The organism is Paenibacillus plantarum (assembly GCF_013141695.1).
GTDB classification, from domain to species: Bacteria; Bacillota; Bacilli; order Paenibacillales; family NBRC-103111; genus Paenibacillus_E; species Paenibacillus_E plantarum.
Genome location: NZ_WHNY01000093.1, coordinates 209,140 through 234,477, shown reverse-complemented (window position 1 = coordinate 234,477; position 25,338 = coordinate 209,140). Strand labels below are relative to the sequence as shown.

Genomic DNA, 25,338 nt, shown 5'->3' with positions numbered 1-25,338 from the left:
GCTAGTTTGACTTAGGACAGTAGATGTAGCTAGTTGGCGATTGAAGTAGAGTGAGAAGGGTAGATGGGGAATTAGAGTAGCTAATATTAGTAATTACAGCAAGCGAAAGCGAGCTAGTGAGGATTTGTGTTAGTGCTAGTGCTAGTGCTAGTGCTAGTGCTAGTGCTAGTGCTAGTGTGAGCGCGAGTGCGTCCTGTTGGACGGCTCGCGCTTTTTTGCGTGGAGCGGCATTGTGGAGGCCGGGGAGGCGAGAATTAGCAGCGGTACTCCCCAGATTTAGCAGGCACTGAAGGCTGCTTTACGCCTGCATCGGTTTCTCACACGCCTCTATCGGCAGACCAGAATCAACGAGGCCTGTGTCGATGGCGCGCCATAAGTAGAGCGAGCCGAAGCTGCGATAAGGCGCCCAGCCTTCGGAGGCGACGCCTAAGTAGTTTTTATCCGGGCGCTCGGGAAGCGTATGCAGCCAGCGGGCTGCACGCTGCAGACCGGCATCGCCGAGGGATAGAATGTCGGGTCGGCCTAAGGTGAAGAGGAGGAACATTTCAGCGGTCCAGACGCCGATCCCTTTGACACTAGTCAGTTGTTTCAGAAGTTCTGTGGTATCTACATCCTGTAGCTGATCCAATATGACTTCGCCGCTCAGCACTTTGGTGCTAAGGTCGCGGATGTAGCGGATTTTGGGATAGGAGACACCGCATTGACGGATGGCTTCTTCCTCTGTTGCTAAAACGTTTTCAGGTGTGATAGTGGGAATAATCGCTTTAACTCTCGTTTTGATCGTTAATGCGGCTTTGGCCGAGAGTTGTTGAGAAATAATCGACATGACGAGAGACTCATAGGGATGAAAGCTGGGTGTAAGTGTGAGCTCACCGATGAGTTCGATTAGACGGGCTAGTTTCGGATCAGCTTGAGATAGGGCGATGATGGCAGGGTGCTGGTTATGAAGTTGAATGGTTGTAGTAGGCACAGTAGGCTGGTGCATTACAGTTCCTCCTTTGAAAAATCATTCCAAAACGGGCGCATTCTCGCTACACACTCTCTCAAGAAGAGAAATGGGTGACTTATCCAAAATGACTCTCTTTAAGTATAATGGAAGAAAGAATGAAAGCCAAAGGGGCCGAAGCTGGAAATGACAGATGAGAAACGCATAGCGTCGAGAAGGAACGTGGGGATATTTGCGCACGTGGATGCGGGGAAGACGACAACTACGGAGCATTTGCTGTATCTAAGTGGGCGTATTCGCTCATTAGGCAGCGTAGATAGTGGGACGGCACAGACGGATTCCCTGGATGTTGAGCGTGAGCGGGGGATTTCGGTTCGCAGTGCAACAACAAGTCTAGTGTGGCAACATACATGGATCAATCTGGTCGATACGCCAGGTCACGTCGATTTCTTATCGGAGGTAGAGCGCTCCTTACGCGTGATGGATGGAGCGATTCTCATTATTTCTGCGGTGGAGGGCGTACAGTCGCAGACAGAAATGATTTGGCATGCGCTGCAATCGCTTAAAATACCAACACTGCTCTATATGAATAAATTGGACCGTGTCGGGGCTGACCCCGAACGCGTCCTGCAGGAGATTCATAAGCAGCTCACGGGGATGGCGGTGCCGATCTATGCGCCGCTGGGCATTGAAGACACGTTCCGCGCAGCGCGGAACGTGCTGGACGACGCGCCGCCCGCAGCCGGCGCGCTTCCTGGATTCGACCTCGCAGCCGCGGTCGAAAAGCTCTCCGAGCTCGATGAGCCTCTGCTCACGAGCTACATTGAAGGTGCGCCCATCGCGGCGCACGACGTCAAGGCGGCCCTGCAGCGATACGCGCGGCAGGGGGAGGCTTTTCCTTTGCTGGTCGGAGCCTCCAGCAAAGCCATCGGTATCGAGGAGCTGCTCGCAGCGATCCTCGATTACTTGCCTGAGCCGCGCGGCGATGCGGAGCAGCCGCTTTCGGCTGTGGTCTTCAAGGTCGAGCGCGACAAGACCATGGGGCGCATGGCATACGTCCGCCTCTACGAGGGGACGATCCGTAACCGGGACACCGTCGTCAATGCCACGCAGGGCGTGGAGGAGAAGGTGACCCAGATTCGCCGCATCGACGGGCGCAAAGCCGAAGATCTCGGTGTTGTCGCGGCGGGCGACATCGCGGCCGTCTGCGGCCTGACGCAGGTGCGGATCGGCGATGTGCTGGGCCGGCCGGACAGTGTGCCGCCTGCGCCGCGCATGGCGGTACCGCTGTTGACTGTGCAGGTCCACGCCGAGAGCGATGCACAGTATCCGGCGCTCGTCGCCGCCCTGCAGGAGCTCACGGACGAAGATCCGCTGCTCGATCTGCAATGGCTGCAGGATGAACGTGAACTGCACGTCAAGGTCATGGGCGCGATCCAGCTCGAGATTCTGACGAGTCTCTTGAGCTCGCGCTTCGGCCTCGCGGTAAGGTTCGATCAACCTTCCGTCATCTACAAAGAAACGCCTTCGCAAGTCGGCGAAGGCTTCATTGCCTATACGATGCCTAAGCCGTGCTGGGCGATCTTACGGTTTCGCATCGAGCCAGGTAGCCCGGGCAGCGGGCTCGTTTATGAGTCACAGGTACGCGGCGAGCAGCTGCTCGTGCAGTACCAGAACGAGGTGGCGCGCCGCGTGCCGGAGGCGCTGCTGCAGGGTTTGCTCGGTTGGGAAGTCACCGATGTGAAGGTGACGCTCGTAGAGGGTGAGCACCACGTGTGGCACACGCATCCGCTCGATTTTGCCGTTGCGACGCCAATGGGCATCATGCAAGGCCTCGCACAGACCGGCACGACGCTGCTTGAGCCGATGCTCCAGGTACGCATAACCGTTCCGGAAGAGTTCGGTGGCAAGGTGCTGAGCGACCTTGTGCAGATGCGGGCGAGCTTCGATGCGCCTAGCATAGCTGGGGGAAGGTTCGTCCTTGAAGGGCGGCTCCCAGTGGCAACGTCGCTCGAATATCCCGTGAAGCTAAGCGCCATGTCGGGTGGTCGTGGCGTGATTACGTCCTCTTTTGCAGGCTATCAGCCAAGTCCTCCTGATGTTCATGCAGAGCGCAAACGGCGCGGCGTTAATCCGCTCGATCAGTCGAAGTATATTTTGGCCGTACGAAAGGCCTTATCCAATTAAGCTCTCGGGGTGCAACCATCGACGATTGACACGGCGTCCCTTCTTTGAGTAAAATACAGGTAAGTTAATAACATGTGACGGAGAACAGGAGACTCACTCGGATTGCCCTTTGAATATTGGAGGCAAATCTTGGTGAGTCTTTTTGTCATGGCGGTCATGTTCAGAAGTTCAGAAAATCGAGGTGAAGCGCATGTCGCTGCAGGATCAGTGTATTTTACCAGCCATCCGGAAGATGAAGGATTTAGAGAAGCTCATGAAGTCGTCATACACGTATATCGTGCTGCTCGACAGTCATATTGGCCAGCTCAAAAGCATTGTAGACCTGGGCCGAGCTCACGGGAAGAAGATGCTGCTTCACGCGGATTTGATCGAGGGGCTGAAAAACGACGAGTTCGCGGCTGAATTTCTGTGTCAAAGTATTCGCCCTGCGGGGATCATTTCGACGCGTGGCAATGTGATTACGAAGACAAGGCAGAACGGCTTGCTGGCGATTCAACGGCTTTTTCTGCTGGATAGCTCGGCGCTGGACAAAAGCTACACCCTGCTCGAACGCACGCAGCCCGATTACATCGAGGTTATGCCAGGTGTCATTCCGCACATTATCAAAGAGGTGAAGGAGCGTTCGGGTATTCCGATTTTTGCAGGCGGACTGATCCGTTCCATTGATGATGTGGAGCAGGCGCTTGCGGCAGGCGCGACGGCGGTGACGACCTCGAACCATGAGCTTTGGCAGCATTACGATGGCGTAACAAGGAGGCATAATCAATCATGACAACTACGGGATCCAAGCCCTCATATATTCTTTCCCTTGATCAAGGGACAACGAGCTCTAGAGCGATTTTATTTGATCAAAAAGGAAGTATCGTGCATACCTCTCAGCAGGAGTTTAAGCAGTATTTTCCGAAGCCAGGCTGGGTGGAGCATGATGCGAACGAAATTTGGCTGTCGATTCAAAGTGTGATCGCAACGCTTCTGTCTGAGACGGGGGTGCCGCCTACGGAAATTGCGGGAATCGGTATCACGAACCAGCGAGAGACGGCGGTTGTGTGGGATAAGCATACGGGGATGCCCGTGTACCATGCGATTGTTTGGCAGTCGCGGCAGACCGCAGACATCTGTGAGAAATTAAAAGCTGCGGGTCTTAACGAGCTGTTTCGGGAGCGGACGGGGCTGCTGATTGATGCGTATTTTTCGGCGACCAAAATCAAATGGATCCTCGATCACGTCGAGGGAGCTAGAGCAAGGGCCGAGCAGGGGGATTTACTTTTCGGCACGATGGACACGTGGATCATCTGGAAACTGACAGGCGGCCAAGCGCATGTTACTGATTACTCGAACGCTTCACGCACGCTCATTTACAACATTCACGAGCTGAAATGGGACGAGGAGCTGATGGGACATTTGGACATTCCCGCAGTGATGTTGCCAGAGGTTCGTTCGTCGTCCGAGGTGTATGGGCATACACAGGAAAGCCTGTTCTTCGGTGCGGCGATTCCAATCGCGGGCGCGGCTGGGGATCAACAGGCGGCACTGTTCGGTCAAGCCTGCTTCGAAAAAGGGATGGCCAAAAACACCTACGGCACTGGCTGCTTCATGCTGATGAACACAGGGAATCATGCGATTCCGTCGCGCAGCGGCCTTTTGACTACCATAGCATGGGGCTTGAACGGGAAGGTTGAGTATGCGCTGGAGGGAAGTATTTTCGTGGCGGGCTCGGCGATTCAATGGTTGCGAGACGGGCTGCGCATGATCAAATCCGCGAAGGATTCCGAAGAATACGCCAAACGCGTCGTATCGACCGATGGTGTGTATGTGGTTCCTGCTTTTGTCGGGCTGGGGACGCCTTATTGGGACAGCGATGTGCGAGGCGCGGTTTTTGGGTTGACACGGGGAACGTCGAAGGAGCATTTTATCCGGGCAACACTGGAATCCCTCGCGTACCAGACGAAAGACGTGCTGCAAGCGATGGAAGACGATTCTGGCATTGAACTGACGAAGCTGCGGGTCGACGGCGGTGTGGTGAAAAACGACTTCCTCATGCAGTTCCAAAGCGACATGCTGGGTGTCACGGTTGAGCGTCCGGTTATTAATGAAACGACGGCGCTGGGGGCGGCCTATTTGGCTGGTCTCGCGGTTGGTTTCTGGCAGGATCAGGCGGAAATTGCGGCGCAGTGGCAGGTGGATCGGGCTTTTGAGCAGAGTATGGAAGCGGACTTGCAAGAAAAGTTATACAGCGGATGGAAAAAGGCGGTAAATGCCGCAATTGCTTTTAAATAAATGCATAGAGTGATATACTACAACTAACAAGTTCATATTCGGTTGGAGACTAGGAGAAACCACAGCGGACCTTAACGTGCAAACGTGATAGGTATGTTGTGGTTTTTTCATATTCATAAATAAGGGAGAGATTGGCATGACAACAGGGCAAATGGAAGCTGGACAACATAAACGGATGGATCCAAGTAGACAATTTAGCGGGTTAAAAAGGAAAGAGATGCTCGAGGAGATGGCGCAGCAACAATTCGATGTGATCGTGATCGGCGGAGGGATTACCGGCGCGGGTATTGCGCTGGATGCGCAGAGTCGCGGGCTTCGCACGGCGTTGATTGAGATGCAGGATTTTGCTTCAGGGACGTCGAGCCGTTCGACGAAATTGGTGCATGGCGGTCTGCGGTATTTGAAGCAGCTGGACGTAAAGGTTGTAGCTGAAGTAGGCAAGGAACGGGCGATTGTGTATGAAAATGGACCGCACGTGACGACGCCGGAGTGGATGCTGTTGCCCTTTTATAAAGGTGGGACATTCGGCAAGCTGTCTACGTCGCTCGGCTTAAGAGTGTACGATTTCTTGGCGGGAGTTAAGCGCTCGGAACGACGCAAAATGTTCAGCCCTGATGTGACTTTGCAGCACGAGCCCTTGTTGAAAAAGAAAGACCTCAGAGGCGGCGGTTACTACGTGGAGTATCGTACGGATGATGCGCGGCTGACCATTGAAGTTATGAAAAAAGCGGTGGAACTCGGCGCGATGGCGGTGAATTATGCCAAGGTTGAGGAATTGATCGTGAAGGATGGCACGTTGGTTGGGGTGCGGGTTGTGGATCAGTTGGCTGGGAGTGACGGGAAAGATGGGAAAGATGGGAAAGATGGGAAAGATGGGAAAGAACAAACAGCTTCCTATTCGCTGTATGCGAGCAAAATCGTGAATGCGGCGGGGCCGTGGGTGGATACCCTTCGTGACATGGACCGCTCGAAGCAGGGGAAAACGTTGCATTTGACCAAAGGGGTGCATTTGGTCTTTGATCAGAGCCGATTCCCGCTGGGGCAGGCGATCTATTTCGATACGCCGGACGGGCGGATGGTGTTTGCGATCCCGCGCGATGGCAAAACTTATGTCGGCACGACCGACACGAACTACAAAGGGGATATTGCCAATCCCCGTATTACTATGGCTGATCGTGCCTATGTGCTGCGGGCCGCGAACGAGATGTTTCCGTCCCTCGGGTTGACGGAGGCCGACGTCGAATCGAGCTGGACCGGGCTGCGCCCGCTGATCCATCAGGAGGGCAAAGACCCTTCCGAGATTTCGCGTCGCGACGAAATCTTCATTTCGGGTTCCGGCCTCATTTCGATGGCCGGGGGCAAGCTGACCGGCTACCGCAAAATGGCGGAGTCGGTCGTGAACCAGATCGCCGCCATGCTGGTGGCGGAGGGCAAGGTCTCGGCGGCGCTTCCGCCGAGCCGTACGAAGACGCTGCCGATATCCGGCGGCGATGTGGGCGGCTCGGCGCAGCTGGCGCCGTTCTTGCGCAGCAAGGTCAGCCAAGGCCTGCGGCTGGGGCTGACCGAGCCTGAGACGATGCTGCTCGCGCAGCGATACGGGTCCAACGTGGACACCGTATTCGCGCTGCTGGAGCAGCACCGGGGTGAGGCTGCGCGGCGGGGCATGCCTGCCGCGGTGCTCGCTGCGCTCGTCTACGCGATCGAGCGCGAGATGGTCGTGAAGCCGGCGGACTTCTTTATCCGCCGTACGGGCGCCCTCTTCTTCGACATCGCGTGGGCAAGGCAGTGGAAGGCTGCAGCGACAGCCTTCCTGGCGGAGCGCTTCGGCTGGAGCGAAGCGCAGACAGCGGCTTACGCCGCCGAGCTGGAGCAGATGCTCCATGAGGCGGTGCATCCGCTGGAGGCTTAAGCCGTTGATACAGGCTTTCCTTCACATAAACGTGTTCTACGTCATTTAACACAGCTGCAAATTGAATAACTGGATTTCCTGCAGCTAATCTAGCCGAAATGGCCCCTTTTAGGAAATTAACTGGAATTCCTACAGCTAAAATGAGCCATATTTCCTTGTATTAGTGTTTTTCGTCTGAAATAGCTGGAGTTTTTCCAGTTAATCTGCAATTTGGCTGAATTACGCTGAAATTAGCTGGAGGTTTTCCATCTAATGCGCGTCGAGGCTAGCGTATCAAAACCTCTAAGCTCCATACTAACTGAAAAGTCGTCCCACAATTCCTCAAGGAATTGAAGGACGACTTATTTGTGCTTGTTGTGCTTGTTAGAGGTGAGTTTCCTCTCCTACCACTCCGCCACAGTACCATCCTCTTGACGCCAAATTGGATTCTTCCAATTATGACCGATGGCAGCCATTTCACGGACCTTTTCTTCATTGATTTCAATTCCTAGGCCAGGAGCGGTTAGATTCTTCACGAAGCCTGCTTCATATTGGAACACGGATGGATCCTTCAGGTAATCCAGCAGATCGCTGCCTTGATTATAATGAATACCCAGGCTTTGCTCCTGAATGAACGCGTTAGGCGAGCAGGTATCCAGCTGTAGACAGGCAGCTAATGCTATAGGCCCTAACGGACAATGCGGAGCGATAGCAATGTCATAGGCTTCGGCCATTGCGGCAATTTTTCGAGTTTCTAAGATACCTCCAGCATGCGAAAGATCGGGTTGAATGATATCTACGATGCCTTGGGCGAGTAGTTCTTTAAAGCCCCAGCGCGTATACATGCGCTCTCCCGTGGCGATAGGACACGACGTATAGCGAGCGATTTCCTTAAGCGCCTCATTGTTTTCAGGCAGAACGGGCTCTTCGATGAACATCGGGCGATAAGGCTCAAGCTCTTTCACGATGATTTTGGCCATCGATTTATGTACACGACCGTGGAAGTCGATGCCGATGCCGATATCTTTGCCAATGGCTTCGCGGACGGCCGCAATGCGGGCAATGGCTTCATCTACTTTGCGGATCGAATCAATATAATGAAGTTCTTCTGTAGCGTTCATTTTCACTGCAGTGAAGCCGGCTTTCACTTGCTGCTTCGCCGATTCACCTACGTCACTTGGACGGTCACCGCCAATCCAGGAGTAGACACGCGTGCGATCGCGGCAAGCTCCACCTAATAAATCATACACAGGGGCGTTGTAGAATTTGCCCTTAATGTCCCAAAGTGCTTGTTCGATACCAGAAATCGCACTCGAAAGAATAGGGCCTCCACGATAAAACCCACCGCGGTATAGTACCTGAAACATATCTTCAATTCGCATCGGATCCTTCCCGATGATCTGGTCGCTCATTTCCATTACGGCTGCAGCGACCGTATCGGCTTTCCCCTCAACGACAGGTTCTCCCCATCCTGTGATGCCTTCATCCGTTTCGATTTTCAAAAACAACCATCTTGGCGGTACTTTGAACAGTTCTAATTTCGTAATTTTCACGGTATACTTCCTCTCCCTGTATCTTAGAATGTTTGAAAGTTCACTGCATGTACGGCCGCCATGAGCTGCTCGGCGTAAGTCGTAATCGCACTATAATTACCTTGTTGAATTTCGTTAAGCGCTACCAAATTTCCTCCTATACCTACTGAAGAGGCGCCAGCTTGCAAATAAGAAGGCGCATTTTCTTTCGTTATCCCTCCGACTGCAAGGATATTAAGTTCATTTAGAGGACCTTTGAGCTCTTTCAAATACGAAGGTCCTAAGCTCGAGCAAGGAAAAAGCTTAACGACTCTCTTAATGTATGTAAGACGTCTGACATGGCGCTATTCATGCTCCCTTCTGATTAAGAATATTGATCGCGATACTCCTGAGGGGTCATTCCATAATGCTTTTTGAAAGCATGATTAAAGGAGTGCGGACGTTGGTATCCGAGCTGCGTGGCGATTTCGTAAATTTTATCGTGACCGTTTTTTAACAGATAGGAAGCTTTATCCATACGTACCCGATTGACGTAGTCGCTTAGATTATCGCCAGTTTCCAATTTATAAATTTTAGACACATAAACAGGGTGCAGATACACGTGATCCGCAATTGATTGCAAAGAGACATCGCTGGCCAGATGCAGATCAATAAAAGAGCGGATGTCATTAATTAGGGTGGCCCGGCTATCTTTTCTCTCCTGATCCATATCCTCCATCATCCGATGTAAGGAGCGAATGGACCATTCACGCAATTGGTTAACGCTGCGGAAGGGAATGCCTTCCGTCATTTTCTCGTAGTCCCCGCCAATGAGCTGATGCAAGGGTCTGCCGTTTTTATGAGCAATGTAAGCAAAAGCGGATGCAACCGAGAAATAAACCTCCAACAGATGCTCTTGGGATTCCGAGAACTTCGCTTCCATTTCGTCGAAAATCAATGAAAGCTTTTCTTCAGTATCTTCCCACCTTGCTGCCTCCAAGAGATGATTGAGTGTAGGAGGTTCATACAACTTCTGCAAAGCGGAAAGCGCTGTTTGGGCGGAGTCTTCGCCGAGCACCATTAATAATTCATGTTCGCTCCCAATTCGCTTACGAAAGGCACTCAGAGAGGAGTTATATAAGGTTGTGATATCACCAGGAAACTTCCCCCAACTACTGAGTAGAATGGAGATTTTGCCCTTCAAATAATTGTTCACAGCGGATTGGAGGACAGCCGCTGTTCGTTCAAGCCAAGCAGGGTCTTCCTTCTCGGTAGTACCCGGCTTACGCTTCATGATGAAAACCAAATAATCATGCGCGTCTTTCGTAGACCAGCTATCGAATTTCTCGGCAAATAATTCCTCAACCATATTACTGATGGCATATTCCATTAAGGATAGACGCCCCATATCATAGTCAAGAAAGTCAGACTCAAGTCGAATCATCATACATACACAAGTTTGTTCATGAAAATCAGGGAGTTCCAGCATATGCATTTTCTCTTGGAGCGATTGCTCAGAAAGTTTGCGGCCCTGAAGGAGATCATTCAGCAAGTTTCCTCTCAGTAGAGGCAGATTTTCTTTGAACGTGTAAGTAAGCCGCTGGGTGGAGATGACTTCTTGCCATTCCTTCTGAAGCTTATCCATGACCCGACCGACCGTAGCCAGCAAATCCTTCTCTGTAACAGGTTTTAATAAATAATCCTCCGTACCTTGAAGGATGGCTTCTTTGGCATAGTTGAAATCAGAGTAACCCGATAAGAGAATGCACTTCGTTTTCTGCCATCTATCGTTGATTTCAGCAATTAGCTCCAAGCCAGTAATCCCCGGCATTTGAATGTCTGTAATGACGATATCAATGGAAAATTGCTCAAGTAACTCCAACGCTTCTTTACCCGAATAAGCCTTGAAAATTTGTTCGATGCCCAGTGACGTCCAGTCAATTGTGGCGTGCAGTCGATCTACAACATGCGCTTCATCATCAACAATGAGAAGTTGAATCATGGTCTTCTCTCCTGAGCAGCTGGAAGAGTTTCCTGCTGCTTCTCACGCTTCCAAGTCAACACAGCCTTCATTCCCCCATCTTCTCCTAATTGTAAAGTTAGCCCCGATCCTTCTCCAAATTGATAAAAGAGCCGATGATGAATATTCCATGTGCCACAGCCAATGTCATCGGACATTGGTTGCTCTAGCTGTTTCGATAGCTGAGTTAATTGCTCTTGGTCCAGACCAGGGCCGTTATCCTCGACAATTACTCGGTTCCATTCTCCAACTTGCTCGCCTTTGATGGTGATGTGATCACTTTCCATACTGCGTTCAATGCCATGAATAATTGCGTTCTCGACCAAAGGTTGAAGAATAAGCCTAGGAACCGATTCATTCAACATGTCATCCGGAATGCGAATGTCATACCCTAACCGATGAATACGCAGTTGCTGAATGTTTAAATAGTGAATAACGAAATTCACTTCTTCCTGCAGCTGAACGACTTGTTTCTCGACCCTTGTTGTATACCGATAGAACTCGGCTAAATTTTGTGACATCGCCACAACGGACTCCTTATCATCCATCTCAGCTGAATTGATAATGAAAAATAACGAATTGTACAGAAAGTGCGGATGGATCTGTGACTGCAGTTGTTTCAAAGTGGCTTCGCGCGAGCGTATTTTCTCCGCATAAACATCTTCAACCAACACTTGAATTTGCGTCGCCATTTCATTAAATCGTTGAATGAGGAAATCAAATTCATTCTTGGCTTTGTAGTCGATGCGTGCCGATAGGTCGCCTCTTTTCACCTTTTGCACACTTTGAATCATCTTGCCGATAGGTATTTGTACATTGCGATACAAGATAAAAGAAGCTAACACACTCATCATGAGCAAAAATCCGATCGATATGTAAAACAGCTTGCGGGTCATGGTAATGGGAGATAGTATTTTTTGAACGGGCACATAGTCTACCAGATACCAATTTAATTGCGTTGATTTCACATAGCTGACCAGATACTGCTGTTTGTCGATTTTTATTTGAATTTGGCCGGAGAGCGGTAGCGTAGATCCAGTTAGTTGCTCTCTGATAGAGGTCGTAATGGACGAGTCTGAAGAGCTGTTGAGAATCAAGGCTTGCCCATCATCCACCAAAAACGGATCGCTTCGTTTATCTTTCTTATACACATCCAGCAGCTGAACCATATTCTGTACACTAAATCTCACTTGATAAAGCACATTCGTTTGATCCACAACTTGCGCACGAATGGGCTCGCTAACTTCCCTAATGAACGATCCTACACCTTTGTCACCTTCACGTACTTCATAAGTCCAGGTTCTCTGAATCGGTCTATGCCAAGGCCATGCGTCTGTACCATTTACGAAAATGCTAGAGGATAGCACTTGCTTCCCTTTGGGAATAGCTATCGTGAGTTCGTTGACCCAACCGCTGGAGACACTTTGCAGGCTAAGCTTTTGGATGATGCGCGATTGCTCCTTCAACATGTCATAATCCGGCGAATCGTTCTTATCGATGTACTCTCTCACATAGGGGTCACTTCCCAAAATCACGGGAGACATCGCTAATCGCTCCACATCTGCATCCAGCTGGTGCATAAAAAAAGACAGTTGGTTCAAATTGGACGATTGTATCTGATCTTGAACGACATTGTTTGTTATGCGATTCGTATAACTGTAGAGCAGGACGATGGGAATCAGTAGCAAAACCAACAGAATTAAAATTTTGCTGAAAATATTCAATTTATAGGGCATACGAAATCACCTTCCACGTATCTGCTAAGCTAACCAACTTCAAATTTAATATACGAGAGATGCTGTCTAAAAGAAAGGCGGCATCTCCCGTATTCACAATTCTGGTTGTTAACCTTTAACAGCACCGGCGGAAAGTCCACTTACGACATAACGCTGAGATACTAAAGCGATGATGAGAACTGGAAGTGTAATGATGCAGGCGGCTGCCATCAATGCGCCCCAGTTAATTTCGGAATAGGACATAAAGTTAAATACAGCGATCGGGAGCGTCTTTGTTTTGTCTCCGGCTAGAATCACTGAGAACATGAAATTGTTCCACGAGAAGATGAAGGAGAGAAGCGATGCTGTAATAACGCCAGGTCCCGAGATGGGCAAAATAATGCGCAAGAAAACTTGGTGGTGTGTACAACCGTCGATAAGACCGGACTCTTCGATTTCGGTAGGCAGAGCCTCGAAAAATGAAATCATAATCCAAATAATAAAAGGCAGTCCGACGAGCATATGGCTTAAAATAAGTGCTGTATACGTGTCCACCAAATGGATTTTGGAGAACAAGATGAACCAAGGAATTAGAAAGGTAATTCCCGGGATAATTCTCGCGACTAAGATGAGAAGCCCCAGCTTCTGAAGGTGATGACGTGCAATCGCATACGCCGCAGGGAGACCTAGAATAAGTGACAACAGTGTTGAACCAGCGGCAACAAGGAAGCTGTTCCAGATGAATTTGATGAAATCATATTCTTTAAACACGCTGACATAGTTATGAAACGTTGGTTTGAAGATAAACATTTGGCCAGTCGACAAGATCTGTGATTGCGTCTTAAACGATGCGAGGAGCATCCATACGAATGGAAATGCAAACACAATGACGACTAGAAAGGTAAGCAGCGTTTGTGCAATTTTTGGACCTTTCTTTTGTTTCATGATGTAGCCCCCTCCATTCGTTTACGCATCCAAATCATAAATAATGTTAATCCCATAACAAGTGCGAAGAAAATGACAAGCAGTGACGAAGCCATTCCCAGCTTAAAGTATTGGAACCCAAGCACATATCCGTATAAATTCAAAGTCTCTGAAGCGAAGTTCGGCCCGCCTTGCGTCGTCGCATAGATGATATCGAAAGTTTTCAAGACGTCAATCAATCGCAGCATAGCGGCCACTATAATGGTCGGTCTTAATAATGGAAGTGTAATGGAAACAAACTTTCTCCACGTACTTGCGCCGTCTACATCCGCAGCTTCATAAGGATCTGTTGGGAGTGTAGCTAACCCTGCCATAATAATGAGTGCAATCATAGGCGTCCATTCCCACACATCAACGATAACAAGCGAAGGGATAACCTGATTAGGTGAAGCTAGCCAGAGGAGTGGCTCTAGACCAAACGTTTTGAGCAACATGTTGGCTACGCCAATCGTAGGTTCGTAGATCAGCATCCAGACCAAGCCCATAGCTACTGGTGTTGCTACCATTGGCAGTAGAAAGATGGTCTTTACGATATTTTTCCCTTTGAACTCTCTTGAGAGTAATAGGGCGATGGCGATACCAAGAATCACTTCGAGGGTAAGCGCTGCGAATGTGAAATAAAACGTAGAACCTGCTGCATGCCAGAAGCGTTCATCTTTGAACAGGGCTATATAATTCGACAAACCAACCCAGAGAGGTGGTGTCGTTGCGGACATGCTCCATTCATAGAAACTGATCCGAACGGTATAGATGATCGGAAACAGCATCATAAGCAGGACGAAGATGACCGCGGGGAGTGTATAAATCCATTTTAAGTTGCGGTTAAACCAACTGTATTGCATGCTGCATGCACCCTTCCTGATGTCGTTATTATTCGTTTGAAAGATGAAAAGGGTCATCAGATGACCCTTTTCACCTATCGAATGCGTATTTATCTTGTTTTATCTTTGTCCATAATTGTTTGCAGAGCTTGGTTGGCTTTGTCAGCCACAGGTTGAAGATTCGTTTCACCTGTCATGATCTTCTGAACAATTTCTCCGACAGCATCACGAGCTTCGCCTACACTAATCACGGTTGGACGGTCGTGGTCAACGCCTGTTTTGGCACTTTCTTTGATGATCGGAACGAGCTCAGCCGGGAAGCCTGTCGTGCCTTCTGGTTTATCCCAAATCGAAGCGCGGGCACCAGGATTACCTTTTTGCTGTGTTTTCAACACAATATCTTTACTTGTTGCCCATTGAATGAACGCCCAAGTCGCGTCCTTATTGGCGGATTTGGTGTTCATCGCAAGCCCCCAAGATGTAATACTGTAAGGCTTGGAGCCTGCTTTACCCCCAGGGAATACAGCAAACCCAACTTGATCAGAGATTTTAGACTTCGTCGGGTCTGTAGCGTTCTGGTAGAGTGAGTTCGCATCCGTTAAGAAAGCGACCTTCCCTTGAGCAAAAATACCAAAAGCTTGCGGCCATGACATATTGAGCACACCTGGAGGCGCATAATCTTTCAACAATGTACCGTAAGTCGTAAAGGCCTTGAGTGCTTCAGGCGTATTAATGCTAGCTTTTTCGCCTGTAGTGAAGTCTGCACCTTCGGAGTATAGGAATGAAGAAACTTGCGTAACAAGTGGAGATCGTTGGCCTCTGGCTACGAATCCGTACATCTCATTTTTCGGATCGTGCAGCTTTTTAACAGCCGCGGTAAGCTCCTCTAACGTTTTAGGAACTGCAATACCGGCCTTTTGCAGTAAATCCTTCCGGTAGTACAAAATTTCTTGTTCCGTAATAATCGGGATGCCAGCTAATTTGGAATCAACGGTAGTTGAACCGATGGCGGATTTTGAGAAATCATTAAAGTCGTAGTCTTTTGCTTTTTGGGCGTATTCATCAAGAGGTTGAAGCCAACCATTTTTGTAGAAAAGCTTGCCTTCTTGAAGAGGGCGATACATAAAAACATCAGGTGTTGCAGAACCAGATGTGAATTGCACGGTCAGCTTCTGTGTGAGCTGGTCCTCGAAAAAGTTTTCAACATTCACCTTGATACCCGTTTCTTTCTCGAAGTCCGGAAGCAAGGGTTTGATAGCTTCTGCCCAAGGATGGTTAGCTGTTACTAAGGAGATTGTTTTCCCTGCGAATGGCTTCGCATTGGCTGTTGCAGCAGCGCCTGGCGCTGTTGTTGTTTGTTCTGTCTTCGTGGATGTATTGCCGCATCCTGCAACTACCGTTGCAGCCATGACGAACGTCGTGCTGACACCAATCCATTGTTTGAATGATTTTTTCATGTAATATGTGACCTCCCAATTACGTTCAAATGGTTGTGTTTACATCTCTAAGAGTACCTGATTCCTCTGTTTGGTTGATATAACTAAGATTCAATATGGATAACTAGGACTGAAGGAAATGCTCTAAGTAGTGTTGCCATTTCCTAAAGAAATTGTGAAGACCAGGGAGTCTACTGAAAATGAAATGATTAAATACCGCCCCCGTTTAGCGGGCGGTATTGACACCTAACTCTACTCCATCTACAATGTATAAAAATACAAATTAATGAATAATTATACGAAAGCGGTGACGACGTTGCAACACATTCTGTCTTTGCAAGAACTCGACAAAGAGAGCTTGTTCTCCATCATACTCAAAGGCATTGAGATCAAAAACAATCCCGAAGCCTACTACCATCACTGTGAGCGCAAAGGGCTGCTCATGCTTTTCCAGAAATCATCGACCCGAACGGCGCTTTCCTTTCATTCAGGTATTCATCAAATGGGTGGCTATGCGGTGAATATGGATTGGGATGCCAGCAATTTCAGTATCTCTCCCATTAAATACGAGGTTCGTTATGCATCAAGGAACTGCGATGTCATCATGGCTAGGCTCAAAAAGCATGCAGATGTACTAGAATTAGCTGCCTATTCGGGAGTGCCTGTGATTAATGGATGCTGCGACATGTACCATCCATGCCAAGCGCTCGCGGATTTAATGACGATTTATGAAGTTAATGGGACTTTTGAAGGTGTAACTTTAGCCTATGTTGGCATTCATAATAATGTCGTCAATTCTTTAGTTGCAGGTTGTATAACATTAGGAGTTAACCTACTGCTAGTCACCCCGATCGTGAATGAAGCTTCTTGGGATGACGCGTTGATGAAGCGCGCTTATCAAAGTGGATTCGTTGAGGAGGTTGAAGTGCTGTCTACTGCAATGAAAAAGGCAGATTTTATATACACAGATACATGGGTCGACATGGAGTTTTTCTCGGATGCAGCTTACCAAGAAGAGAAGCAGAGACGAATTGACATTATGATGCCTTTCCAGATCAACAAGCACAGTCTTGGAAAGCATTCACCCTATATCATGCATGATATGCCCATTCATCCAGGTTTTGAAATTGCAGAAGATGTGGTTGAATCGGAGCAATCGATCATTTATCAGCAAGCGGAGAATCGGATGCATGTTCAGAAGAGCTTGCTTTTACACCTACTAAATCTATAGTCGAAGGGGGAACTCCGCGACATGTCATTCACAACGCTTTTGGCTTTTGCCTTAGTCTCACTCGGCATGGTGTGCACGCCCGGACCTAATATGATCTACCTCATCTCTCGCTCGGTCACGCAGGGAAGAATGGCGGGGATCATCTCACTTTTGGGCATTGTACTTGCCTTCTTGGTCTACATCGTGACTACGATGTTGGGGCTGTCGGCGTTGTTTATGGCGGCACCGTATGTGTTCGACGCTGTTAAGTTTGCCGGAGCTGCGTACTTACTGTGGCTGGCTTGGCAAGCTGTCAAGCCGGGTGCTAGATCGGTGCTAACCGCACGAGATCTTCCCGTTGACCCGCCCAAGAAGCTATTCTTAATGGGCTTCATGACCAACCTGCTCAATCCTAAAGCTGCGGTCTTGTATGTGTCGCTTCTGCCTCAATTCGAGGACCCTGCTAGGGGCTCCTTATTGTTGCAGAGCGCATCACTGGGACTCACGCAAATTACGGTGAGCTTTACCGTGAACCTCGTAATCGTGCTAACGGCAAGCCATATCGCCCGTTGGTTTGGCACACGACCGAAATGGCTGCAAATCCAGCGGTGGCTGATGGGAAGTGTATTAACAGGGCTGGCTGTACGGCTCGCCTTTGAGCGGAGACAATAGAACGAGAGAGGAGACCCACAGCAACTCGCTGAGGGTCTCTTTTACATAACCTAACCTCGCTTGAAAAAAGCAATCACAAACTCACGGAAATGAATGGCAGCCTGAGAGAGGTAGTGCTTGCGATTCCAGGCGATACCGAAGGTGCGGTGACAGTAGGGTTCTGTTATTTTTAACTGCACGGTGTCAGGATTGGAAGCTCTTCTCCCTAAGGAAAGCGGAAGTGTGAAAGTAATGCCGAGCCCCATTTCGACCAAAGTTTGAACAGCGCTGACTTCCTCAAGCTCGAACGCGATGGGAGGTTCAAACCCCGCCTGACGGCAGAAGCCATCCGTAATTTCCCGGAAATTCGTTTGGGAGGACAGGGAGATGAAGGGTTCATTTGCAGCTTCTACTAACCGAATACTGTCTCTAGTGGCAAAACGGTGCCCCTTCGGGACTGTCAAATACAGTTCTTCTTCAATGAGTGTAAGCCATTCAATATCCGGTCCGATTACCGGTGTAGAAGAGATACAGAAATCGATTTCGGCATTCTCGAGATCATTTCTCATTTCCAAGGCAGAAGCCAACTGTCGCTGGATGACTCGGACATGGGGGTGAAGGGTCAGGAATTCTTTGAGAAGAGTCGGCAGTACGTACGGTAGCGATACAAAAAGGGAAACGACGCCATGGTCGAGTCCAGCCATATCTTTGATCTCTCGTTCGCCTTCTTTCAGTTCTAGGAAAGCTTGCTCAACGCGGCGGAGATAGGTCTTCCCGAAGGCATTCAATTTCACATGCCGGCCTTGACGCTCGAACAAAGGGATACCTAACTTCTTCTCTAGCCGCTGGATAGAATTGCTGAGGGAAGGTTGTGAGACATTGAGTTCTTTGGCCGCTTGGGTCATATGTTCAAGGCGTGCGACGGTCTGAAAATAATGAAGCTGTAGGAACTCCATGGTGAATCCTCGCTTTGCACATAACTTTGATGTGATCATTTTATCATATAATATGTATTATACATGATTGGTCATCCCTCTTATACTAGTTCAACAGACAGAAAACCTTTGTGGAGAATGGAGCGCATATGTTGACTAGAGAGAGAATTTGGACGAAAAATTTTGTTGTCGTATGTATGAGCAGCTTTTTCATGTTTCTCACTTTTTATATTCTTGCTACGGCATTTCCCTTATATGTAAAAGATAGCTTGCACGGCGATCAGCAGCAAATGGGATTGTCGATAACGATTTATGTCATCGGTGGGGTGTTGATTAGACCCTTCTCAGGACAATGGGTAGATCGATATGGTAAAAAGAAGATGGCCATCATCGGAATGGTCATTTTCTTATTGGCCTGCATCAGCTATTTCGGTGCGAAGGGGATGTTCATGTTTCTGGTGATTCGCCTCGTTCACGGCATGAGCTATGCGATCGCCTCAACAGCGACGAGTACGATTGCATCGTCACTTGTACCCAATTCACGTCAAGGTACGGGAATGGGCTATTTCAGCATGTTTATGAGTGTGGGCATGGTCATCGGGCCTGCGTTGGGTTTATTTTTATGGAAAGATAAAGACATTCATGTGTTGCTGTTGGCGATTTGTGTGATTGCTGCGCTCTCGCTCCTTTTCACGCTGGCAATGCGAGTGCCGAAGCAAAACCAAGAAGCTTTGCAGTCAGTGGAACCTGTAGAAAGGGAGAAACGCCGTCTGCAGTGGAGTGATTTTATCGAGCCCAAGGCGTTACCTATTTCGGTGGTGGGGTTTATTTTAGCTTTTGCTTATAGCTCGTTATCTGGCTTTATGTCCTCGTTTACAGTTGAAATTCATCAATCTCAAGTCGCAGGCACCTTCTTTGTTGTGTTTGCGCTGATGATCGTGGTGTTCCGGCCGCTGATTGGGAAAATATTCGACTCTTGCAACGAACATTATTTGTATTACCCTGGGATTATCTTGTTTGCAGTAGGCATGCTGCTGTTAAGCCAAGCGCACTCGGCAACGATGGTTTTGGTCGCGGGCGTCATTATGGGTATAGGTTACGGCGCTTTGTTGCCTTGTTTTCAGGCATTAGCGATGAAGCTGTCCCCTGAACACCGCAGAGGGAGTGCAACGGGAACCTTTTTCTTGCTGTTTGACCTCGGGTACGGCTTAGGGTCTTATGTCATGGGAATGATCGCTTCCATGTCGGATTATCGGATGATGTATGTCGTCGCAGGGCTCGTTCCCTTGCTATCCGCGGCTTTGTACTATGTGCTTCACCATCGCCCTCGCGCGAAGGTTTCACTTCATGAGCAAAATGCAAAGTTAGTCTAAATTGGAAACGGGCATAAAAACGTAAGTTTTTCCTCAAAATAACGATGTTCGAGAATTGTTTGCAGAGGAGAAGGTTTTATGAAACGAAGGTTCTTATTAGTAACGCTGCTTGTAGCGATGGTTCTCTCTCTCTCTTTCATGCCGCTGGGCGCACATGCCACCGCTGGGAAAGAGCCTGGTACTGCGATGTGCATGACCCCTGCGAAAATGAAGCTGAAGCAAGACATGAGGAAACTTTGGGTTGATCATGTGGGCTGGACGAGGAGCTATATCATTAGTGCGATTGCTGGGCTAGAGGATCAGAAGGACGTGTTGGATAGGCTGCTGAAGAACCAGCAGGATATCGGTGATGCGGTGAAGCCATTTTATGGGGATGCGGCAGGGAATAAGTTGGCTGAACTGTTGAGGGAGCACATCCAATTAGCTGGTGGCGTAGTAGACGCGGCGAAAGCTGGTAATCAAGCTGATCTAGCCAAATTCAACAAAGAGTGGTTTCGGAATGCGGATGATATTGCCAAATTTTTAAGCGCGGCTAACCCAAATTGGTCGGAGAAAGAACAGCGAGACATGCTGTATGCACACTTGCAATTTGTTACCGATCAAGCTACCGCGAGGCTGAAAAAGGATTGGAAAGCCGATATTCTTGCCTATGATAAGGGTGAGGATCATATGATGATGTATGCGGATATGTTGTCAGATGGCATTATCAAGCAGTTTCCCGATAAGTTCAAATGAGTTTCCGAAATTTCAAATGAGCGCGTACCCCAAGCTGATACTGGTTGCATCCGGTGTCGGCTTGTTTTGTGCTTAATCGTGCGTAGATCGGGGGCATCGTGCTATAATCGTGCCATATGAACGAGAGGAGAGGAAACGTCGAAACTTGTCGACTTTTCATGCCATATGGATATCAAAGAGCTCTTATCTTATTTAACCGAAGAGAATCTGATGCTGCTTTTGGACAAGTACCGTTCATTCGGGCCGTTGCCTGGGCTGTTGCTTCCTTTTATGAAATCTTTCATCCCACCGCTTCCAACACTGGTGATCATTAGCGTAAATGCGGCTGTGTATGGGTTGTGGCTCGGTTTTCTGTACTCATGGATCGGTATTGTATGTGGTTGCTTAGTGACGTTTGCGATTGTAAAAAAGGTGGCTGGCCATCCCTATCTCGTGCGCTGGTCGCAGAAACCGAACGTCCAAAAAAGTCTCAGCTGGGCCCGGCGCCAAGCGTTCAATTATGTTTTTATTCTTAGCTTATTTCCTCTCGGGCCTTTCGTGGTCATTAATATGGCGGCGGGGCTGGTGCGGATGCGTTTTCGCTCATTCCTCGTCGCGGTTGCAGCGGGGAAAGCGGTGATGGTCATGTCGGTTAGCTTTATTGGCTACGATCTGAAGCGGTTCATGGATCATCCCTATCAGCTTATTTATGTGGCCTTATTCATTGGGATTTCACTGGTGATTAGCAAAAGAGTAGAGAAGCGGTTCATGTAATTGATGCCGCAGGATACCCCGCCTTCAGCAGGGCTTAATTCCCGATATACAGGGAGCGAAGCTTGAGCAGAGGCGGGGTCTTTGTGCATAGTAAAGAACTATTCGTTGGAGTCGCTCAACACACACAGAGTTAAGTTGGGATAGTTGGCTGCCATCTCGGCGGCCTGTTGTTGTATTAGACGGAGGTCAAACGACTGGCTGAAAATTGCGCGATCCGGCAAAAATGTCACGCTCGTTCCAGTTTCCTTCGTCACACCCACCGTATGGACTTCGCTCTGAGGGATGCCATGCTTATAGTGTTGCTGATAAACGCGCCCATCCCGCTTGATGGTAACGGAAAGCTTAAGGGAGAGTGCGTTGACGATCGGCATGCTGATGCCTTTCTCACTGCCAGGGGCAAAGAACTGGGCACTTCCACGTAGGTGGTCCATATCCGTCAGAACAGACTGAACACGAAGTAATTCTACACCAGGCAAGGCCTGAACAGGGATGCCACGGCCATTGTCCGAGACTGTTATACTGCCATCCTCATGTAAAATGAGACTAACCTCCGTACATGTGCCATGCTGATGCTCCAAAAGGCAGTTCTCCACGACAGCCCAAAGCAGCAGGTGTGGGTTATAGGCATCAGCGGGGCCGCCTAGGTAGTCAGGAGCATTCGTACGTGCCTCCGTCATCGCGATATAGTCGGTTGTATCCATCAGATCCGAAGTAGCTGCGAGGAGTAATAGCAGAGGAAGTACGCGATGACCAGGAATTGCATATGTTCCGCCTCGCTCTTCTTGCACGAGCAAATCCGCGCCAACTAAGGCTTTCATATGATGATAAAGCTGCCCCGTCGTGCCCATATTCAAGCGTTCCACAAGCTCAGGTCCCGTTAGTGGCTCCTGTAATACTAATCGCAAAATATCCAAACGCTGCTTATGCGCAAGGGCTCCCAATACTTTGGCCGATTTATCGCCATCGAGTAAGAGTAACTGGCTGACTTGTTTGTCCTGCGGCTCCCAACGGTAGCTTGCACGATCTCCTCGATACTGTCCAGAATAAAACAAACGGCCTAGCTCAGCGGAGGCAGGGGTTTCTTTGGTAGATGTGTTGATAGGGGAATGCTCCTGAACCGCGTCCCGGTTCAGTAAATGTTGAACCAGCTGACCCAGTTGGTTCATTTGTGCCTTCAAAGCATCTAGCTCGGTGCCATAATCTCGCGTTGTGGTCAAAAAAGATCACCTCACATTAATTATTTAATTACGTAATTAAATAATAACATAATATGGTTGTCTGAGGCAAGGGCGGAGGAACCCAGTAATTGACTGCAAGACCGACGAACCTTCCCGACCTATTTGAGGGCAAGGCAACAGTGAGGAATTAAAAATAACTGGATTTTATGTAGCTACTTTTGCTGTGAAACCCACTTTGAGGCGATTAACTGGAAAAAGTACAGCTAAATTCGAGCATTTACGCCGAATGTGGGGAATATGGAGGAATCAGATGGAGTTTTTCCATCTAGTTCAGGAAAATGGTTATAAACGAGGGAATTAGCTGTAGGAAATCCATCTAAAGTTTTGTAGGCCCGCGAGGGGACCTATGGGAGGAAGCTGACGAGAGGCCAAGGATGCCAAGGAGGGGCGATGCTACTTAAAGACACATGTGCAACAAGAATTCGAAATTCCAACCTTTCAGCATGTTCACCAATCCACCTCAAACACGAACCTCAGCCACACCACAACTTCGCCTGAGTTCAACTTCAATCAAATTAAAATCTAACCCAAATCGCAACCCGGATCGCAACCCGAACCCGAACCCGAACCCGAACCTCAAGCCATACCACAACCTCGCCTGAATTCAACTTCAATCAAATTAAAATCTAACCCAAATCGCAACCCGGATCGCAACCCGAACCCGAACCCGAACCCGAACCCGAACCCGAACCTCAAGCCACACCACAACCTCGCCTGAATTCAACCTCAATCAAAACAAAATTTAACCCAACCTCAACACGGATCGCAGCCGCAGCCCCAACCCCAACCATAACCGCAACCGCAACCCCCCGCGCGCTACATTGGATGTATCCACTGTACTGTTCTGACAAGTAGCCAAGTTTGAGTTTGATTGGACTAATCAAGCCACAAGAAAAAGACGAACCAACGCTTAATGCAGCGTCAATTCGTCCCTTTCTTGGGTTTCCAATTCCGTGTATACGCGGATCTGGTCTTGATCGTCTATTGTAGCGAGCACGACGTGCTCGAGTTGGGCATGTGCGGCTTGCATTTGCGCCTCCAGCCAAGCCAGATCTTTCCCTTGCTGCGCGAGCAGCTTTTTATCATAGGCGCCTTGTATGATCAGTGGCTTCACGAGAGAGAAAGAGTCGCTGGGAATAGCCATATCTTTGGCAGTTACCGTTTGATGCTGAGGCTCTAGGAATACGGAGACCATCCCACCTGGCTCCCACAAGGCTAGCGCCACTTTCTGGATATCCTCCACTTGTTGCTTGCGAAGCTCAGAGAAGAGGTGGTCGACTGAGATTTTGGCTTTGCGCAGGCCGCCCATGCGAAGCTTCCCATGTTCAATAAGCGTCAGTGGTGACGGTTCAAAGAGATGTTTGAGGAAGTTCCATTTTAGACTCAGCCAAGAGGTTATGAGATATAGGACGACGAGCACAACGGTTGTGATCATGGAGCCTGTTAAAGCTAGGTGCTCATCGGAGAGCGGGTGTGCCATGATATTACCTAGAATAAGGGCGATGACGAAATCGAGAAAGCGGAGTTGAGAGATCGAGCGTTGGCCTAATGCTTTGGCGGTGATGAGCAGAAAAAAGTAGCCTACGACGGCTCGTAAAATCCACTGCATAGTGGTCAGTGATTCTTGACTGCGAAAGAAGTCCAAGGGTCGTCACACTCCGAACAAGGTAAATGTTCCCTATAACGTACCCTTGTATGGGAGCAGCTATCCGCAGTTTGCAGGGGAGCAGGCCCGATGATCTAGTGCTTGCCGCTGGTGAGTCCGACCTGCTCCTCGCTCCAATCCCAGAGCTGACGAGCTAGCGCGTCGTCCTTCGCTCGGGCGGAAACAGGCGCAATTGCCCGCCTGTAGAAGTACTCGCCGCTGACCGTCTGCACGTCCGGGCTCGTGGCCAAAAACACCGCCGTATCCGCGCCTTGTGCCGCCGTCAAGAAAAACGGCCGCATCATCGCATGCACGGCCTTACCAAACCCGGTGTCGCGATCGACACCGATGTTCGTGGCAACGGCTCCCGGATGGAGCGAGTTGGCCGTGGCTGAAGTGCCTGCGAGCCGCTTCGCGAGCTCGCGGGTGAACAAGATATTCGCCAGCTTCGACTGGGCGTATCCGTTCCAGACCCGGAACCCTCGCTGCAGGTGAGGGTTGGCCCAATCGATGCGCCCGATTTTGTGGGCGCCGGAGGAGACATTGACGATCCGCCCCTGCGGAGCGCGGATGATAGCGTCCAGCAGAAGCTGGGTCAGCAGAAAGTGGCCGAGATGGTTGACACCCATCATAGACTCGAAGCCATCTGCTGTGGTTTTTCGCTTCACGGTGACGACGCCAGCGTTGTTCACGAGCACATCGAGCACGTCGTGCTTGGCTAGGAACGTCGCCGCAAAGGCTCTAATGCTCGCAAGCGAAGCGAGGTCGCAGAGCATCAGCTCGATGTGATCGGAGCCGCTCTGGCGTCGTGCTTCTGCGAGCGCCTGCTCGCCTCTTTGTTTGCTGCGGCAAAGCATGATAACGTTGGCGCCTAGCTTGGCCACTGCCACCGTTGTGGCAAGGCCCATACCGGAGTTAGCTCCGGTGAGGAGTACCGTTTTATTGTGCATCGCGGATCGCCTCCCTTTTACTTCCAGTATAGCCCATGAGAAGAATCCCCGCTTACTATATTG

General features: G+C 49.4%; 21 protein-coding genes. 9 read left to right on the top strand and 12 right to left on the bottom strand.

Annotated features, from left to right (window positions below; all coding sequences use genetic code 11):
• Positions 1-298: 298 nt before the first annotated feature.
• A complete protein-coding gene (locus GC096_RS37925; protein WP_171638419.1) occupies positions 299-985 on the bottom strand; it encodes a DNA-3-methyladenine glycosylase family protein in 687 nt (228 codons plus the stop codon).
• A gap of 147 nt (positions 986-1,132) precedes the next feature.
• On the opposite strand from GC096_RS37925, the gene GC096_RS37920 reads away from it, so the two are divergent.
• The 4 genes from GC096_RS37920 (at position 1,133) to GC096_RS37905 (ending at position 7,319) form a co-directional block, all read left to right on the top strand.
• Positions 1,133-3,133, top strand: a complete 2,001-nt coding sequence (locus tag GC096_RS37920) for an elongation factor G (RefSeq protein ID WP_171638417.1) — start codon at positions 1,133-1,135, stop codon at positions 3,131-3,133.
• A 190-nt stretch (positions 3,134-3,323) separates the two neighbouring features.
• Positions 3,324-3,905 (top strand): glycerol-3-phosphate responsive antiterminator, encoded by a 582-nt coding sequence (locus tag GC096_RS37915; RefSeq protein WP_171638488.1) that lies wholly within the window; start codon positions 3,324-3,326, stop codon positions 3,903-3,905.
• Positions 3,902-5,410 carry a glycerol kinase GlpK gene (gene glpK, locus GC096_RS37910; protein ID WP_171638415.1) on the top strand — a complete coding sequence of 503 codons (1,509 nt, stop codon included), beginning with the start codon at positions 3,902-3,904 and terminating at the stop codon, positions 5,408-5,410. Before GC096_RS37915 ends, glpK begins: the two co-directional genes overlap by 4 nt.
• A 136-nt stretch (positions 5,411-5,546) precedes the next feature.
• Positions 5,547-7,319, top strand: coding sequence for a glycerol-3-phosphate dehydrogenase/oxidase (locus tag GC096_RS37905; protein WP_376769557.1), 1,773 nt, complete (start codon positions 5,547-5,549; stop codon positions 7,317-7,319).
• A 383-nt stretch (positions 7,320-7,702) separates the two neighbouring features.
• On the opposite strand, the gene dgoD is transcribed toward GC096_RS37905, so the two are convergent.
• From dgoD to GC096_RS37870, 7 genes are all read right to left on the bottom strand, one after another.
• On the bottom strand, positions 7,703-8,851 hold the full coding sequence (gene dgoD / locus GC096_RS37900; RefSeq protein WP_171638413.1) for a galactonate dehydratase: 1,149 nt from the start codon (positions 8,849-8,851) through the stop codon (positions 7,703-7,705).
• Positions 8,852-8,874: 23 nt separating this feature from the next.
• Positions 8,875-9,150: a beta/alpha barrel domain-containing protein gene (locus GC096_RS37895; RefSeq protein WP_171638484.1), complete on the bottom strand. Its 276-nt coding sequence runs from the start codon at positions 9,148-9,150 to the stop codon at positions 8,875-8,877.
• A gap of 44 nt (positions 9,151-9,194) precedes the next feature.
• Positions 9,195-10,811 (bottom strand): response regulator transcription factor, encoded by a 1,617-nt coding sequence (locus GC096_RS37890; protein WP_171638411.1) that lies wholly within the window; start codon positions 10,809-10,811, stop codon positions 9,195-9,197.
• Positions 10,808-12,565, bottom strand: coding sequence for a sensor histidine kinase (locus GC096_RS37885; protein ID WP_171638409.1), 1,758 nt, complete (start codon positions 12,563-12,565; stop codon positions 10,808-10,810). Before GC096_RS37885 ends, GC096_RS37890 begins: the two co-directional genes overlap by 4 nt.
• 108 nt (positions 12,566-12,673) lie before the next feature.
• Positions 12,674-13,489 (bottom strand): carbohydrate ABC transporter permease, encoded by an 816-nt coding sequence (locus tag GC096_RS37880; protein WP_171638407.1) that lies wholly within the window; start codon positions 13,487-13,489, stop codon positions 12,674-12,676.
• On the bottom strand, positions 13,486-14,370 hold the full coding sequence (locus GC096_RS37875; RefSeq protein WP_171638405.1) for a carbohydrate ABC transporter permease: 885 nt from the start codon (positions 14,368-14,370) through the stop codon (positions 13,486-13,488). Before GC096_RS37875 ends, GC096_RS37880 begins: the two co-directional genes overlap by 4 nt.
• Positions 14,371-14,459: 89 nt before the next feature.
• Positions 14,460-15,806: an ABC transporter substrate-binding protein gene (locus GC096_RS37870; protein WP_171638403.1), complete on the bottom strand. Its 1,347-nt coding sequence runs from the start codon at positions 15,804-15,806 to the stop codon at positions 14,460-14,462.
• A 265-nt stretch (positions 15,807-16,071) separates the two neighbouring features.
• Between GC096_RS37870 and GC096_RS37865 the strand changes: the two genes are divergently transcribed.
• Both GC096_RS37865 and GC096_RS37860 read left to right on the top strand, forming a co-directional pair.
• Positions 16,072-17,016 carry a Rossmann-fold NAD(P)-binding domain-containing protein gene (locus tag GC096_RS37865; protein WP_246303279.1) on the top strand — a complete coding sequence of 315 codons (945 nt, stop codon included), beginning with the start codon at positions 16,072-16,074 and terminating at the stop codon, positions 17,014-17,016.
• A gap of 21 nt (positions 17,017-17,037) precedes the next feature.
• Positions 17,038-17,667, top strand: a complete 630-nt coding sequence (locus GC096_RS37860) for a LysE family translocator (protein ID WP_246303278.1) — start codon at positions 17,038-17,040, stop codon at positions 17,665-17,667.
• A gap of 50 nt (positions 17,668-17,717) precedes the next feature.
• Here the strand turns inward: GC096_RS37860 and GC096_RS37855 are convergent, their stop codons facing one another.
• The gene (locus tag GC096_RS37855) at positions 17,718-18,602 is read right to left on the bottom strand and encodes a LysR family transcriptional regulator (protein ID WP_171638401.1); all 885 of its coding nucleotides are present in this window, start codon (positions 18,600-18,602) and stop codon (positions 17,718-17,720) included.
• A gap of 128 nt (positions 18,603-18,730) precedes the next feature.
• On the opposite strand from GC096_RS37855, the gene GC096_RS37850 reads away from it, so the two are divergent.
• From GC096_RS37850 to GC096_RS37840, 3 genes are all read left to right on the top strand, one after another.
• Positions 18,731-19,954 (top strand): MFS transporter, encoded by a 1,224-nt coding sequence (locus tag GC096_RS37850; RefSeq protein ID WP_171638399.1) that lies wholly within the window; start codon positions 18,731-18,733, stop codon positions 19,952-19,954.
• Between the two features lie 78 nt (positions 19,955-20,032).
• Positions 20,033-20,689 carry a glycosyltransferase gene (locus tag GC096_RS37845; protein ID WP_171638397.1) on the top strand — a complete coding sequence of 219 codons (657 nt, stop codon included), beginning with the start codon at positions 20,033-20,035 and terminating at the stop codon, positions 20,687-20,689.
• Positions 20,690-20,854: 165 nt separating this feature from the next.
• Positions 20,855-21,442 carry a TVP38/TMEM64 family protein gene (locus GC096_RS37840; RefSeq protein WP_171638395.1) on the top strand — a complete coding sequence of 196 codons (588 nt, stop codon included), beginning with the start codon at positions 20,855-20,857 and terminating at the stop codon, positions 21,440-21,442.
• A gap of 98 nt (positions 21,443-21,540) precedes the next feature.
• Here GC096_RS37840 and GC096_RS37835 read toward each other — a convergent pair whose 3' ends face one another.
• The 3 genes from GC096_RS37835 to GC096_RS37825 form a co-directional block, all read right to left on the bottom strand.
• Positions 21,541-22,659, bottom strand: a complete 1,119-nt coding sequence (locus GC096_RS37835) for an ATP-binding protein (protein ID WP_246303277.1) — start codon at positions 22,657-22,659, stop codon at positions 21,541-21,543.
• A gap of 931 nt (positions 22,660-23,590) precedes the next feature.
• Positions 23,591-24,325 carry a DUF421 domain-containing protein gene (locus GC096_RS37830; RefSeq protein WP_171638393.1) on the bottom strand — a complete coding sequence of 245 codons (735 nt, stop codon included), beginning with the start codon at positions 24,323-24,325 and terminating at the stop codon, positions 23,591-23,593.
• 95 nt (positions 24,326-24,420) lie between these two features.
• Positions 24,421-25,275 carry an SDR family oxidoreductase gene (locus tag GC096_RS37825; RefSeq protein ID WP_171638391.1) on the bottom strand — a complete coding sequence of 285 codons (855 nt, stop codon included), beginning with the start codon at positions 25,273-25,275 and terminating at the stop codon, positions 24,421-24,423.
• Positions 25,276-25,338: the final 63 nt, after the last annotated feature.

Excerpts from the sequence above, each read along its gene's own strand:
- glpK (WP_171638415.1), top strand. The coding sequence starts at position 3,902 with ATGACAACTACGGGATCCAAGCCCTCATATATTCTTTCCCTTGATCAA.
- GC096_RS37825 (WP_171638391.1), bottom strand. The coding sequence starts at position 25,275 with ATGCACAATAAAACGGTACTCCTCACCGGAGCTAACTCCGGTATGGGC.
- GC096_RS37875 (WP_171638405.1), bottom strand. The coding sequence starts at position 14,370 with ATGCAATACAGTTGGTTTAACCGCAACTTAAAATGGATTTATACACTC.
- GC096_RS37885 (WP_171638409.1), bottom strand. The coding sequence starts at position 12,565 with ATGCCCTATAAATTGAATATTTTCAGCAAAATTTTAATTCTGTTGGTT.
- GC096_RS37915 (WP_171638488.1), top strand. The coding sequence starts at position 3,324 with ATGTCGCTGCAGGATCAGTGTATTTTACCAGCCATCCGGAAGATGAAG.
- GC096_RS37840 (WP_171638395.1), top strand. The coding sequence starts at position 20,855 with ATGGATATCAAAGAGCTCTTATCTTATTTAACCGAAGAGAATCTGATG.
- GC096_RS37850 (WP_171638399.1), top strand. The coding sequence starts at position 18,731 with ATGTTGACTAGAGAGAGAATTTGGACGAAAAATTTTGTTGTCGTATGT.
- GC096_RS37905 (WP_376769557.1), top strand. The coding sequence starts at position 5,547 with ATGACAACAGGGCAAATGGAAGCTGGACAACATAAACGGATGGATCCA.
- GC096_RS37860 (WP_246303278.1), top strand. The coding sequence starts at position 17,038 with ATGTCATTCACAACGCTTTTGGCTTTTGCCTTAGTCTCACTCGGCATG.
- GC096_RS37870 (WP_171638403.1), bottom strand. The coding sequence starts at position 15,806 with ATGAAAAAATCATTCAAACAATGGATTGGTGTCAGCACGACGTTCGTC.
- GC096_RS37855 (WP_171638401.1), bottom strand. The coding sequence starts at position 18,602 with ATGGAGTTCCTACAGCTTCATTATTTTCAGACCGTCGCACGCCTTGAA.
- GC096_RS37925 (WP_171638419.1), bottom strand. The coding sequence starts at position 985 with ATGCACCAGCCTACTGTGCCTACTACAACCATTCAACTTCATAACCAG.
- GC096_RS37920 (WP_171638417.1), top strand. The coding sequence starts at position 1,133 with ATGACAGATGAGAAACGCATAGCGTCGAGAAGGAACGTGGGGATATTT.
- GC096_RS37890 (WP_171638411.1), bottom strand. The coding sequence starts at position 10,811 with ATGATTCAACTTCTCATTGTTGATGATGAAGCGCATGTTGTAGATCGA.
- GC096_RS37865 (WP_246303279.1), top strand. The coding sequence starts at position 16,072 with ATGAATAATTATACGAAAGCGGTGACGACGTTGCAACACATTCTGTCT.
- GC096_RS37880 (WP_171638407.1), bottom strand. The coding sequence starts at position 13,489 with ATGAAACAAAAGAAAGGTCCAAAAATTGCACAAACGCTGCTTACCTTT.
- GC096_RS37845 (WP_171638397.1), top strand. The coding sequence starts at position 20,033 with ATGAAACGAAGGTTCTTATTAGTAACGCTGCTTGTAGCGATGGTTCTC.